Consider the following 12,296-nt stretch of genomic DNA (forward strand, 5'->3'; position numbering starts at 1 on the left):
GCGCCTAGTCCCAAAGCCCCACGAAAGTCAAGGAAAGTGGTTGCGTACGGACGTTCAATTGCCATCCACCGGAACGTATTCGCGCACATCCTTGAGCTTGCAGGTGGTGCCTGCGCGTGAATGGATAGCATCGCGGCCCACGCAAAGCTGCCCGTCCGCTGTCTTCGACATGTAGAAGCCGAGATAGAAATCGCGCGCGCTGCAGGCCTTTTCGAGCCCCGCCGCCAGCATCCGCCGATCGCGCATGTAGAACATCAGCCGGCCATCGGTGATCGGCTGTACCGCCGCGATGCCCATGGCGGGCATGCATTTGCCCGCCTTGCGCTCGCGCACCCGCACCGAAGTGGAGCGCGGCTGCGGCACCAGCGGCTGGACAATCGGCTGCATCGACTGGAGCGGCAGGATCTGCGGTGCCAATGCATCGCGCCCCGCATCGCGCGGCGTTACGCGGATGATCACGCGCTGTTCGATGCGCTCCTGATCCCACACATCGGGCGCCAGCGGGTTGATCCCCGCTGCGGTCGCGCCCGGCGCTTGCGGGTTCGCCAGCAGGATCGACCCGGCGGGCAGCGCCGCCGCATCCCACTCATCCTCAGCCGAGACTTCGCCAGCCGGCGGCGCAAACACGGCTTCGTCCGCCGGGAAACCGGGCAGGACAAGGGCGATGCTCGCAAAAAGGTCAAACAGGCTGGTCATGGCGACGGCAGAAGCAGTGTGGTCCCTCGAAACTGTTGTCCCCGCCTCGACTCTTGTCTCAGGCCAGCTTCGTGCCCGGAGAATCGTGCGTTCTCGTTAGCAGCAGAGCTTGAACCCCCGCTTAACTCGCCTGCAGGAAAAAATGAATTGCCCACAGCGCCCTGCCGGGATTAGCCCCCGCTGGGCATGTCCAGCCCCGATCACCTTCCGTTCCTCGCAGCCGCTGCGGCGCTGCTCGGCCCCCGCGGCTTCACCAGCGATGCCGATCTCATGGCGCCCTGGCTAACCGATTGGCGCGGGCGCTTCACCGGCCGCGCGCTGGCCATGGCCTCGCCCGCTTCCACCGCCGAAGTCGCCGCGCTGGTGCGCCTTTGCGCTCAGCACCGCGTGGCCATCGTACCGCAGGGCGGCAACAGCGGCATGTCCGGCGGCGCGACGCCCGATACCGGCGGCCACGCGCTCCTCCTCAGCCTGCGCCGGATGAACACGATCCGCGCGCTCGATGCAGAAAACCGCATGGTCACCGCCGAAGCCGGGGTCGTGCTGCAAACGCTCCACGAAGCGGCAGAGGCGGCGTCCCTGCGCTTCGCCCTCACGCTTGGCGGCAAGGGTTCGGCCACCATCGGCGGCCTTGTCTCCACCAACGCTGGCGGCACGCAGGTGCTGCGCCACGGCACGATGCGCGCGATGGTGCTCGGGCTCGAGGCCGTCCTCGCCGATGGCTCGGTGCTCGATACGCTGACCCCGCTCAAGAAGGATAACCGCGGCTTCGATCTCAAGCAGGTGCTGATCGGCTCGGAAGGCACGCTCGGCATCATCACCGCCGCCACGCTCCGGCTGGAGCCCGCCATCGCGGGCCGCGCCGTGCTCTGGGCGGGGCTCGCCTCGCTTCAGGCGGCCCGCGCGCTGCTGCGGTATGCCGAGGCGCAGGCGGGCGGCGCGCTCGAAGGCTTCGAGGTCATGCCCCGCCATTCGCTAGAGGCGGTCTGCGCCTATCTCCCCACCGCCCGCGCGCCGCTGGCGGAGCCCCACGCGTGGCACGCCCTGATCGAACTCGTCGCCACGAACGAGGCCGATGCCGCCAACCTGCCCGAACGCGCCGAAGCGTTGCTCGCCTCCGCGTTCGAGGCCGGCCTGATCGCTGATGCCACGATCGCCGCCAGCGAAGCGCAGGCCGAAGCCTTCTGGACCCTGCGCGACAGCATCGCACCGGCCGAACGGGCGCTGGGACCTGCCGTCCAGCACGATATCAGCGTACCGACGCACCTTATGCCCGATTTCGTCGAGCAGGCTGTCCCGCTGATCGAGGCGGCCTGGCCCGGCACCCGCGCGGTCGGCTTCGGCCACCTTGGCGATGGCAACATCCACTTCCACGTCATCGCGCCGGCCGGAGTCGATCCAGCCGCCTGGCAGATCACCGATGGCAAGGCGATCAGCGCCCAGGTCCATGATCTCGTCACACAGTGGGGCGGCTCGATCTCCGCCGAACACGGGATCGGCCAGCTGAAACGCGATGAACTCGCCCGCCTCGGCGATCCGGTGGCGCTCGGCCTGCTCCGCCAGATCAAGGCCGCGCTCGATCCGCATGGCCTGCTCAACCCGGGCAAGCTGGTCTGATCCCGTCCCGGCGTATGACAACGCTGTTTCAGGCACTCTTGCGCAGCTTCCGTACAATCCCTAAACGGCGCGCTTCCCGCCGCAACCCCGCGCGTCATGGCGCGTCTAGGCGATCAGTCTGACGGAGAGAATTCCATGGCCAGCGCGCCGCAAGCTTCCCTGCCCCTGTTCTACAACGACATCGTGCCGCTCAACCTGCGCGATCACGCGAACTGGAAGGCTCGCGGCGCCGACAAGGCGTCGTGGATGATCGGCCAGCACGCCGTTCCGCTGACGGTCGAGGAATTCCCGCAGGCCGCGCGCCACTTCCCGATCATCTTCGCTTCGGGCGACAATCCCGTGCCGCTGGCGCTGATGGGCCTAAACGAAGGCATCAACGTGTTCGTCAATGCCGAAGGCATTGTCGCCCCCGGCACCTATGTGCCGGCCTATGCCCGCCGCTATCCCTTCCTCCTCGCGAAGCTGACGCCGGACACCACCGACCTCTCGCTGTGCTTCGATCCCACTTCGGGCCTCGTCGGCGATTTCCCCGAAGGTGAGCTCCTGTTCAACGGTGAGGAGCCCTCGGAAGCCACGCGCAACGTGCTCCAGTTCTGCGAGCAGTTCGAGCAGGCCGGCCAGCGCACGCAGACTTTCGTCGAAGAACTGACCAAGCACGATCTGCTGATGGACGGCGAAGCCGCGATCCAGCAGGCCGGGATCGAGCAGCCCTTCGTCTACCGCGGCTTCCAGATGGTGAACCAGGAAAAGCTGCGCGACATGCGCGGCGATGTCCTGCGCGGCTGGGCGCAGAGCGGGCTGCTGCCGCTGCTCTACGCGCACATCTTCTCGCTCGATCTGATGAGCACGATCTTCGGCAAGCAGGTCGAAATGGGCGTCGGCCCCACCCCGCCGCTTCCCGCATTCTGATTGCTGGAGCGTGATCGGCCCAAGCCGATCACGCTGCGGTATTACTGACCAGATCGGTTGCTGTTACCAATAGCGACAAAGCGAGCGGCAAAACCGCTTGCACTGCCGCATAGTGCAACCTATCTTCCGTAAGTCGCGTCGGCGCTCCCCTCATGGCCCGGCGCGGCGGGTGCACTTGGTGCACCTCCTCCCTGAACCTTGGCCACCTGGAGCAATGCTCCAGGTGGTTTTTTCATGAATTCAGAGCTTTAAAGCTTTCACTCGTCATTGCGAGCACAGCGAAGCAATCCAGAGCGGCCAAGGGCAGCGCCTTCCATCTCGTGACTCACTCCGCTGCAGCGCGCCAGAACCCACGCTCACGGCCCAGATCTGCCACTGCGATCGCCAGGCGCTGCACCAGCGCCGCCACCAGATCGACTGTCTCGTCCAGCCCCGGCCCCGGCTCGGCGAGCGCCGCATCGAGGTATGTCCGCCGGTCGATTTCCAGTTGCAGGCAATGGACTCCGGCATGGCGGCGCGCATGCCGCTCCAGCACGTAGCCCCCGGCATAAGGCCTGTTGTGCGCGGCTAGCCGCCGCGCCTGCCCCAGCATGGCAAAGGCCTCCGCCACCAGCGCGCCATCGCAGGCCGCACCGAAGCGGTCGCCCACCACGAACTCGGCCACGGCTTCGCCCGCGCGTGCCGGCAGCGGCGGCATCGAGTGCAGATCGATCAGCAGCACCGCCCCCCAGCGCGCGCGCACGTCTTCAAGCAGCGCTCCCAGCGCGGTGTGATAGGGCTGGTGCACACCTTCGATCCGCGCGGCGAGCTCATCGTGCGCAATCGGCCATTTCCACAGCTCGCCAAGGCCCGGCAGCCGCCGCGGCACAAGGCCGAGCCCGCTGCGCGCACGGCGACCCGATGCCGAAGGCGCCGGCGCCGAGCTTGCATCGGGCACGCGGCCGCCCACCATGTCCCAATCCACATCGTCGCTGGACCGGTTGAGATCGATCATCGCGCGCGGCGCGTGGGCGACCAGCAGCGCCGCCCCGGTCAGCTCCGCCACCGCACGGCCAATCATATCGACGAGCCGGTCTTCAAGGCGCGGCGTGCTGTAGGCGGGCTGGCGCATCCGCGAAACGAGGTCGGGCGGATAACTGCGCCCGGCGTGCGGAACCGCGATCACGACCGGGATCGGCGAAGGGTCGTGCTGCCACACGGTGAACGCGCTCGCGCCCTCCAGGCCGGGGACGCATCCCCCGCTGAAAGTATCGGCATTGCCGTGCGCAGGCGATTCGCCCCGCGACGCAGAAAGTCGCTCCATATGCAAAGGCTGCCGGGGTTTGGCGCACATGTCAAAGTGCTCCATGGTGCGAGACTTGATCGAGGACTCGCTGGAGGGAATCTTAACCTGCGCGGGTGTATGCGTGCGGGATAAGCGATGCCGTCAGCCGCGGCTCACGGGCGCAATATCCAGGCGAACTGGGGCCAGACAACTGGCACGACGATGAAGGTGACCATGATTCGAATCCTCCTGGCCGAAGATGAAGACGCAATGCGCACCTACCTCGCCCGGGCGCTCGAGAATGCCGGTTACGAGGTTGTCTCGGTCGATCGCGGAACCGAGGCCGTGCCTCTGCTCGAGACACAGCACTTCGATCTGCTGCTGTCGGATATCGTCATGCCCGAAATGGACGGGATCGAACTCGCGCAGCGCTGCGCCGAAATCAGCCCGAACACGAAAGTCATGTTCATCACCGGCTTTGCCGCCGTCACGCTCAAGGCCAACCGCGAGGCCCCGAGCGCGCGCGTGCTCTCGAAGCCCTTCCACTTGCGCGATCTCGTGCTCGAAGTGGAACGCGTCTTCGGCGAGTCCCCGATGACCGGCAATCTGCGCTGACAAAATTGTCCTCCCCTTTTTGGCGAAGCCCAAATGGGGAGGTGGCCCGCCGCAGGCGGGTCGGAGGGGTAAAAAAACCCCCCTTGCCAGCCCAGCCGCCCAAGGCTAATGGGCTGCCTCTCCAAAGCGCTCGGCGCGGCGGAAGCTCGATGGTGCGGGCGTATAGCTCAGTGGTAGAGCACTATGTTGACATCGTAGGGGTCGCAAGTTCAATCCTTGCTACGCCCACCATCGCCAGATGATTGAAAAGCCTCGCTTTTGCGGGGCTTTTTCATGCCCGCAGCACAGCGACATTCGCCGTCTTTTGCGTGACTTTTGCGTGAAGCGCCGGTCCGGCGGCCTTTGTGAGGTCCGCAATCACGTCCTCGATGCCGGCGCGAACGCTGTTCAGATAGTCCGGCCCGAAGATCGCATAGCGGCTGGAAGTCTTGCCCAGGACACGGTGGCCGAGCGCCATTTCGAGTTGGATCAGATCGACACCGCGGTTGGCGAGAATCGTCGCCATCGAATGTCGGATCAGCTTCGGCCCCCACCCAGTTGGAATCTTGAACCGCTCACAAGCGCCGTCCCAAGCGCTGCGGATGCCGGTCACGCCGTGTTGCTCGACGACTTCGATCTCCTGGCGCGCGTCCCACCGCGTGCGCTCGGCGCAAACGAACCAATCGTCAGTCGATTCGAGCCATGAACGTAGGAGCGGTACGACAGGCATGACTGGGCGGCGCTTTGGCGTCTGCGGTCGATTCGCAGGGTTAAGGGCGAACAGACCTTCGTCTCTCAGCCATTGCCCGCGCTCTGGCTGCACGCTCATGTCGAGAACGGCGTCAGGGCGGCCCAGCGTGCAGATCGCGCCGATCAGGTAGCGCCGCAGCGGCAGCAGCCTTTCACCATGCCCGGCATAGTTCCCGGCGCCGCGTAGGCTATAATCCAACATCTCGCCGAGCGTTTCGAGGCTCAGGCGAAAGGAGCGTTCCGGCGTCACCTGATCACGGGTCTTGTGCCGCAACGGCGGCACGTAGCGAATGCGGCGGGCCTTGAACGCATGATTGAGTGCCGCCTTAAGCTGGATAATCGATTCCTCGACAGTCGACGGGCTGCGCGCTCGCGACTTGCCATCGATCCAGTTGCCGTCGGCATCCTTGCGGCGCGCGACGATCGGATCTGCCGCGCCCCAAGCCCGGAAGCGCTCGAGCAGCTGATCGTCGACGTGATCGGGGAGTAAGGGCGAGGAAACACGCCCGGCCGCCAGCTCGATCTCAAGAAAGCGGGTGAGCAGCTTGAACCGGGCGCGAATCGGTTCGGCGCTGGGCAGGTTCTGACCGTGCTCAAGGTAATAGTCTGTCAGCGCATCGTGTACGCTGTAGACGGCCTGATCGGCTGGCGTCGGACGATGCGTGGCAAGGTAGTGCTCGTCGAGGCGGTCGCAGGCTATCCGAACATCTGACGTGCGCGTGCTTCGCCGTTGCTGGCGCCCTGCGGCGGCGTCGTACCACCAGATGTACCATCGATCGCTGGCTGGCCGACCGTCGGCGCCTCTGACGTAGTCGAGCCAGAACGGCCCTCGCTGGTAGACACCACCCTTAACTGCCGACACCGCGCCTGTTCCTTCAATGCCTTCGCCTTCGAATCGGCGAGCTGTTCGATCATGCCGAGCCCGGCGAGAAGTTCCAAATCCTCGGCCGAGAGCTTGATGCCCCGGCCATTGCTGAGCGCGCGGCTGACTTTCCGGTCAAGTGCGACGAGGTCCTGGGGGGTCGTCATGTGCTTGGCCCCGCCAGCAATCCAGCGACGGTCGGCCTGCCCGTTTGGTATTCAAGAGCGATCGGCTCAGCGATGCGGTCATAGACCGTCTGCCCGCCGTGCAGCACGACGTTGGCAAGGAACGCCTGTTCCATCGTCTCGATGCCGCTCTCGACGCTCTCGAGCTTCGCCTTGATCACCAGCAGCAGCGCGCGGCCCTTCTGGCGGTTCTGCTGCTCAAGAACCTTTTTCTGGTCGATCTTCCGCCCGTTCCCTGCCTTCGTCGGCCCCTCGTATTCGGTCGCCAGCGGCAAAGTGAAACGAATTGCGCGATCGGCAAGCTTGAAGCCGATGACGAACTTGTCGCCATAGTCCATCTGCCCGATCTGGCCGGCACCAGCGCGCTTGATAAGGGAGATGATGTCAGCGATCGACTTTTCGAACTCGACGCTCGTTCCTTCAGCGAAGGCCATCAGACAGTCTCCTGCTGATCGATGCTGTGGTCATGCCTCAGCACTCGATTTCCGCTGCCCTAAGGGGCAATAGTGCCGTATTGTTGCCGCCTCTGCTATCCTGCATAACATTTGCTTGATCGGAGCATAACAATGGATCGCAATAAATTGCGGCAAATGGACTATTGGGAAAAAATCCCTGGGGGCCCCGATGGAGCTATTCAGCACGGGCAAGTTTGGTTGACTGAAAACTCCACAATCAACGTCGAGATCAGGCTGACCTCGCATCTGCAGTCGATGCCCGTTGGATGGGAGGATCAGGTGAGAAGCCTGATCGAACGAAGGTTTGAGCACCGACCACTTCCGAGACAAGTGCTCCGCCTGCGATTTGCCGATATCTTCAAATAGGGAGATCGAGCTACCGCGGCCTCGTCGGGTTCGATGAGGCCCGGCTGGTCGATGACAAGGATCGCTCGGACACAATGCGAAGTTAGTGATGGCTTTCGTGCTCAATTCCACCTCCGAGCCAGACCAGCCCTAAGCAGGTAGGCGCCGGCGTCGCGGCTATTGACCGAAACAAGCGCGAGAGTGCGGCCGTAGTGATCGAAGCCGAGGCGGCGGATCATCACAGGCCCGGTGCGCAAGAAGTCTGCCAACGCAGCCCGGGCCTGCTCTCCGCGCTGATAGTCGCACCAGGCCGGATTGTGGCTATAGGCCAGCTCACGGATCCGCGTGGGTTCGCAGCGGGGGGAGCCGGGCAACTCGGGCGCATCGATATCAGCGATGCGTATGCGTTCGGCGCCGCAGCGAATCGTATCGCCGTCGTGGACGGAGGGCGACATGCAGAGCGCGGCTGCGGCATAGGCGAGAGCGAGGATCAAGAGTGGCCTCCGTGAAATGCTTGAACGACGGCTGCGGCCGATCGGCCGAGGATAGCAGGCTCATAGACGAACATGAGCGCAGTAACGACGAGCAGCCATGCGATGGTCTCTCCCAGCTCCTTCATGCTGCTTGCGCCTCCTGCGCGGTGGTGTTGGGGTTGGGTGGCAAGGGGATTGGCACGGCCTGCCCGCTCGCCAGATTGATGAAGGCGCCGGCGTGGCCGATCGAGCCGCGGCCGAGCAGCTCGAACAGCAGAGCCAGGGCGTGGCTGGCGACGACGCGGTTGATGAAGAGGGACTGGCGCTCGAGCGCTTCGGCGACCGAGCAGCTGGGTGCGTCGTCCTCGGCAGCGCCTTCGGCTGCCAGCTCGGGAAAGTATTCGAGCACCGTGGGCAGGCGGACTAGATCAGCGCGATCGCCTGCCCGTGGCGGCTGGCCGACCAGGAACTGGCCGTCGGTGGCGCGGTTGCCGAGATCCATCCAGTAGCGCGGCGGATCTCGGTCGTAGCGCTCGGGATTGGCGGCGATGGCCGCGCCGATCGCGCGGCGGGCTGCTGCGGTATCGACGCAAGTGACGAGCACGTCGAACGTGTGGACGTCGACCGCACCCGGCGCGCGCCCATGCACCGCCGTCCAGTCCAGCCCATGAGCGAGGTTGACGCGCTCGACCAAGGTGTGCGCCTTCGATGCGCCGAGATCGCAGCGATAGAACGGCTGGCGGCCGAGGTTAGCCTCGCTCACCGTGTCGTCATCGACGACGGTAACCTGCAGCGAGCGGCTGGAAATGGCGCGCAGCGCGGTATCGAGCGAGGCCAGCCCCATGAGCATCTGGGCCCCGTTGCCGCCGCAGCCTACCAGCAGCAGCCGGATCGGACCGTCCTGAAGCTTTGCGGGGAGGAAGTGGCGCTCAGGCTGCATCGGCCGGCTCCTCCGTCACATCGAACGGAAAGCGCTTCAGCGAAATGAACATGCCGCTGGCGCAGAGCCGGGTGACGATCTGGACGTTCTCAGGCTGGTCGACGTGACCCAGCACCATCGCGATCTTGGTGGCATGGGCATCGTCGGCGTTGTCGGTCGCGCTGAAAAAAGCCCCGCCCCGGCCGTGGCTGTGCATGTCGACGACGACGTGCAGATCGGGCCCGGGTTGCGGCGTCCGGTAGACGAGGCGTGACGGCGTCGCCTCATCGATCGCCGGGAACTCCAGCGCGAACTCGCCGGTCCTTTCATTCCAGAGCACGAACGCGGCCGCCTCGTTCGGCAAGGCGGCGTGGAATTGGTCGGTCGCTTCTTCAAGCAGGTCGCCCGGGATCAGCCCGCACCTGAGCTTGATGTCATCAGCACCGACGTCGCCATAGGGCGCATGGCATTCCGGCCCTTCGGTCACGCGGTAGTCGAGCGCGAGCCAAGGCCGGCGCAGGATCAGCATCATGCCGTCGCGGCCGACGATGAAGCCGTGCCCTGCCCGGCTGGCGCGCAGCGCATCGATGGCGGGTGAGCTACCGCTGGGCGGGACCGGGTAGCAGGGCACCGCATCGAGCACTGCGGCGGCGGTCTGATCATCGGCGAGAAGCGGGGCAACAAGGGGGAAGATGTTCATCACGAGGCCTTTGCGATCAGCTGTGCCACGGTGACCGGCTGGGGCGCGGCGGGGCGGTTCTGGTGGGGATGGAAGGGCTTGAGGCGGGAGACCGGGAAGACCTTCGCACCGCGCGCGGCGAGATCATCCCAGAGGCGGACGAGGCCGCCTTTGCCGGTGACGCTCTGATCCTGCCCGGCGTTCGGGTGCGTCGACCAGGAGTCAAACACCGCAGCTTCGAACTGCGCCATCGATGCGACGTTCAGCGCCTTGGGCTTGCCGCCCAGGATGCCGAGCACTTCGCGCTGAAACGTCTGCTCGATGTAGCGGCGCGCTTCGGCGCGGGTCACCGACCGCACGCTCGATCTCAGCGTTGCAGACCCTCGGATCAAGGCAATCTTTGCTGAGCACGACATGGTGCGGTTGCGGCGCACACTGTTCGAGCAGGTCTGCTACATCCTGAACGCGGGGTGCGGCTATTCCGGGCGCGACATGAAGGCGGCCCACAAGGGCTTGGGTACGACGCGCGCCGATCTCAACGCGCTTGTCGAACACCTGCAGCAGGCAATGCGCGAAGGACACGTTTCGTTTGCAGCGCAGAACCGGCTGCTGGCGAAGCTGGCGCCGATGGACCGGGCGGTGACCGAGCGCTGATCGTCTGCTCTGTTGGCACAGGGTGTACGCGCCACGATAAGCAGGATCAACGGGGCGTTCTGCGAGGCGATACGGCCAGAGCTGACCTTGAATGGTTAATTATCGCTCATCCGGTGGAAATGCCCCCTGCATGTCGATGCATGCACCTATTGGTGTGCCGACCTTCGGCATGGAGAAGATGCCATGAACAAGAAACTCATCATTGCTCTGCTTGCGTCCGTCGTTCTCGCTATGCCCGGCATGGCGAGCGCGGCACCTTGCAAGGATACAAAGGGCAAGTTCATCAAGTGCCCGCCGGCTGCCGCAGCGAAGCCTGCTCCCGCTGCAAAGCCTACCCCGGCCGCGAAGCCGACCATGGCGACACCGCCTGCCACGCAAGCCAAGGCAGGTACGGTAAAGCGTGCTCCGTGCCGCGATGCAAAGGGCCGCTTCAAGAAGTGCTGACGTGATCCAGGGCGTGTGAGCAGATTGCTCGACAAGGGATCTGCTCACCGTCCCCCTGATCTATGCCTTACCGCTGGGACCAAGCCCACCGTCAGCTGTGATCTGATGGCAGGGTCTGTGCGCCTTGATCCGCAAGAACATCGGCTCGATCCGCCTGCTGAGATTGCCGGCGCCTTGATCGGCGAGATCGTCAGCGCGGTGATGTGGGCGACGGCCGGGAAGTAGCGTTGCGCGCTTCCTCGATGCGATACAGCGCTGGCAGCACTTCCTTCTCCACCAGCTGGCGCAGATCAAGGAACGCGGCGAACGCTGAGGGCTTCAAGTGCGTGCCATGCTCGCAGCGGCTGGCTTCGGGGAATTCCCGCATCTTGTCGTAGAGGTCGCGCAGGCGGTTGTGGAGGGAATCGGTCACTTGGGCTTCCGCGGTTGGAAATGGAATCATTGCCTGCAGGGTGCATCTGCCTTTAGATCACAGCACCGTCTGGCGGTTGAATCTGATCCCAGCGCTCGGCAATCCCAGCACAGGCGGCCTTCACTTCATTGAACCGATAGACGGCATTGCTGGGCGCTTGATGGACTTTCCCAGTCCACATATCGACAGCGACGCACATTTCTTTCTCAGGATCAACGTCGCCAAGCCCTTGCTTGACCCTGGTATCGAGATAGCCAAACGAGATTGCGCCCTGCCAACAGGCCACCTCGTCTGAAAGAGGCTTGTTCTTGGCATACCGGAAAAAAGCGACACCGAGCTTGGGACTATTGCGCTGGTTGACGCGCTTCAGGAGTAGATCTGGGCTAAACGTCAGATTGACCCCATGGATGTCAAGGCTTGGCATTTTCCCGGCTTGCAGCACTTCCTGCACCCGCGCTGGGAGCGCCGGCAACTTCTCCATGAAGCGCTCAATGTAATCGGCGTTGTGCTCGGCAACCTCGTTGTCAAAATCGCTTCCATGCAGGCCATTGCGCAGGATTTCGATCCTGGTTTCAAGATCGGTGGCCGAAAAATCTGCACTTGACACATACCGGGCTATGGATTCTTTGGCCTCTTGGTGCTGAATGACCCTCGCTCTCGGCATGAATTTGCAGCTTCGAAGGATGCTGCGTCGCGTCTGCTCGCTTGCCGCCATAAAGTCAGCAAGGCGGTTGGCGGACAAGCCCGGGTTCTGTCGGACATTGTGGGTCTTCTCTTGAATCATGGTTACCCCCAGGGAGATAGACAATGGCCAGCCTTTATCTCAGCTTAGACGCAGAGCGCGGCAAGTCGCTGTCGTTAAAACCTCTGACGAATCGACTAGCACAATACATTGATCCGCCGCCGACCGACACGAGTGGTTATTTTCTTGTTGAAGAAGTTGATGGAGAGGCCTCGATTTTAGCGAGGGTTTCTGACGAAGATGCTGCATTACGGCTTGGCAAATTACTCGGGCTGTCTTGAGGCCGAAGTGGAGTG

At 64.1% G+C, this 12,296-nt stretch carries 16 protein-coding genes and 1 tRNA gene; 7 read left to right on the top strand and 10 right to left on the bottom strand.

From position 1 onward, the window contains the following. Positions 1–54 precede the first annotated feature (54 nt). On the bottom strand, positions 55–696 hold the full coding sequence (locus ACO056_RS14515; protein ID WP_421847944.1) for a hypothetical protein: 642 nt from the start codon (positions 694–696) through the stop codon (positions 55–57). A 186-nt stretch (positions 697–882) separates the two neighbouring features. Between ACO056_RS14515 and ACO056_RS14520 the strand changes: the two genes are divergently transcribed. Together ACO056_RS14520 and ACO056_RS14525 are read left to right on the top strand one after the other, a co-directional pair. Then, positions 883–2,313 carry an FAD-binding oxidoreductase gene (locus ACO056_RS14520; protein WP_421847946.1) on the top strand — a complete coding sequence of 477 codons (1,431 nt, stop codon included), beginning with the start codon at positions 883–885 and terminating at the stop codon, positions 2,311–2,313. A 135-nt stretch (positions 2,314–2,448) separates the two neighbouring features. Further along, positions 2,449–3,222, top strand: a complete 774-nt coding sequence (locus ACO056_RS14525) for a SapC family protein (RefSeq protein WP_421847948.1) — start codon at positions 2,449–2,451, stop codon at positions 3,220–3,222. Positions 3,223–3,547: 325 nt separating this feature from the next. Here the strand turns inward: ACO056_RS14525 and ACO056_RS14530 are convergent, their stop codons facing one another. Continuing rightward, positions 3,548–4,525 carry an N-formylglutamate amidohydrolase gene (locus ACO056_RS14530; RefSeq protein WP_421847950.1) on the bottom strand — a complete coding sequence of 326 codons (978 nt, stop codon included), beginning with the start codon at positions 4,523–4,525 and terminating at the stop codon, positions 3,548–3,550. A gap of 195 nt (positions 4,526–4,720) precedes the next feature. Here ACO056_RS14530 and cpdR point away from each other — a divergent pair, with 195 nt between their 5' ends. Together cpdR and ACO056_RS14540 are read left to right on the top strand one after the other, a co-directional pair. Further along, positions 4,721–5,101: a cell cycle two-component system response regulator CpdR gene (cpdR, locus tag ACO056_RS14535; protein ID WP_421847952.1), complete on the top strand. Its 381-nt coding sequence runs from the start codon at positions 4,721–4,723 to the stop codon at positions 5,099–5,101. 156 nt (positions 5,102–5,257) lie between these two features. Further along, a tRNA-Val gene (locus tag ACO056_RS14540) sits at positions 5,258–5,332 on the top strand. 40 nt (positions 5,333–5,372) lie between these two features. On the opposite strand, the gene ACO056_RS14545 is transcribed toward ACO056_RS14540, so the two are convergent. The 6 genes from ACO056_RS14545 to ACO056_RS14570 all read right to left on the bottom strand — a co-directional run bounded on the left by ACO056_RS14545 (position 5,373) and on the right by ACO056_RS14570 (position 10,107). Further along, positions 5,373–6,692 (bottom strand): hypothetical protein, encoded by a 1,320-nt coding sequence (locus tag ACO056_RS14545; protein WP_421847954.1) that lies wholly within the window; start codon positions 6,690–6,692, stop codon positions 5,373–5,375. A gap of 163 nt (positions 6,693–6,855) precedes the next feature. Next, positions 6,856–7,311, bottom strand: a complete 456-nt coding sequence (locus ACO056_RS14550; protein ID WP_421847956.1) for a hypothetical protein — start codon at positions 7,309–7,311, stop codon at positions 6,856–6,858. A gap of 488 nt (positions 7,312–7,799) precedes the next feature. After that, positions 7,800–8,171 carry a thermonuclease family protein gene (locus tag ACO056_RS14555; protein WP_421847958.1) on the bottom strand — a complete coding sequence of 124 codons (372 nt, stop codon included), beginning with the start codon at positions 8,169–8,171 and terminating at the stop codon, positions 7,800–7,802. Positions 8,172–8,292: 121 nt separating this feature from the next. Beyond that, positions 8,293–9,090: a PRTRC system ThiF family protein gene (locus ACO056_RS14560; RefSeq protein WP_421847960.1), complete on the bottom strand. Its 798-nt coding sequence runs from the start codon at positions 9,088–9,090 to the stop codon at positions 8,293–8,295. Further along, entirely contained in the window at positions 9,080–9,769 is a 690-nt protein-coding gene (locus ACO056_RS14565; RefSeq protein WP_421847962.1) for a PRTRC system protein A, read from the bottom strand. The genes ACO056_RS14560 and ACO056_RS14565 overlap by 11 nt, the downstream gene beginning before the upstream one ends. Then, entirely contained in the window at positions 9,769–10,107 is a 339-nt protein-coding gene (locus tag ACO056_RS14570) for a hypothetical protein (RefSeq protein ID WP_421847964.1), read from the bottom strand. Before ACO056_RS14570 ends, ACO056_RS14565 begins: the two co-directional genes overlap by 1 nt. A gap of 37 nt (positions 10,108–10,144) precedes the next feature. On the opposite strand from ACO056_RS14570, the gene ACO056_RS14575 reads away from it, so the two are divergent. Together ACO056_RS14575 and ACO056_RS14580 are read left to right on the top strand one after the other, a co-directional pair. Beyond that, positions 10,145–10,402 (top strand): group I truncated hemoglobin, encoded by a 258-nt coding sequence (locus ACO056_RS14575; RefSeq protein ID WP_421855525.1) that lies wholly within the window; start codon positions 10,145–10,147, stop codon positions 10,400–10,402. Between the two features lie 183 nt (positions 10,403–10,585). After that, a complete protein-coding gene (locus ACO056_RS14580) occupies positions 10,586–10,846 on the top strand; it encodes a hypothetical protein (protein ID WP_421847966.1) in 261 nt (86 codons plus the stop codon). Between the two features lie 190 nt (positions 10,847–11,036). On the opposite strand, the gene ACO056_RS14585 is transcribed toward ACO056_RS14580, so the two are convergent. After that, entirely contained in the window at positions 11,037–11,258 is a 222-nt protein-coding gene (locus ACO056_RS14585) for a hypothetical protein (RefSeq protein ID WP_421847968.1), read from the bottom strand. 52 nt (positions 11,259–11,310) lie between these two features. Then, positions 11,311–12,042, bottom strand: a complete 732-nt coding sequence (locus ACO056_RS14590) for a hypothetical protein (RefSeq protein WP_421847970.1) — start codon at positions 12,040–12,042, stop codon at positions 11,311–11,313. 23 nt (positions 12,043–12,065) lie between these two features. On the opposite strand from ACO056_RS14590, the gene ACO056_RS14595 reads away from it, so the two are divergent. Beyond that, on the top strand, positions 12,066–12,281 hold the full coding sequence (locus tag ACO056_RS14595; RefSeq protein ID WP_421847972.1) for a hypothetical protein: 216 nt from the start codon (positions 12,066–12,068) through the stop codon (positions 12,279–12,281). The last annotated feature ends 15 nt before the right edge of the window (positions 12,282–12,296 follow it).

This window comes from Novosphingobium sp. (genome assembly GCF_965228995.1).
Lineage (GTDB): Bacteria > Pseudomonadota > Alphaproteobacteria > Sphingomonadales > Sphingomonadaceae > Novosphingobium.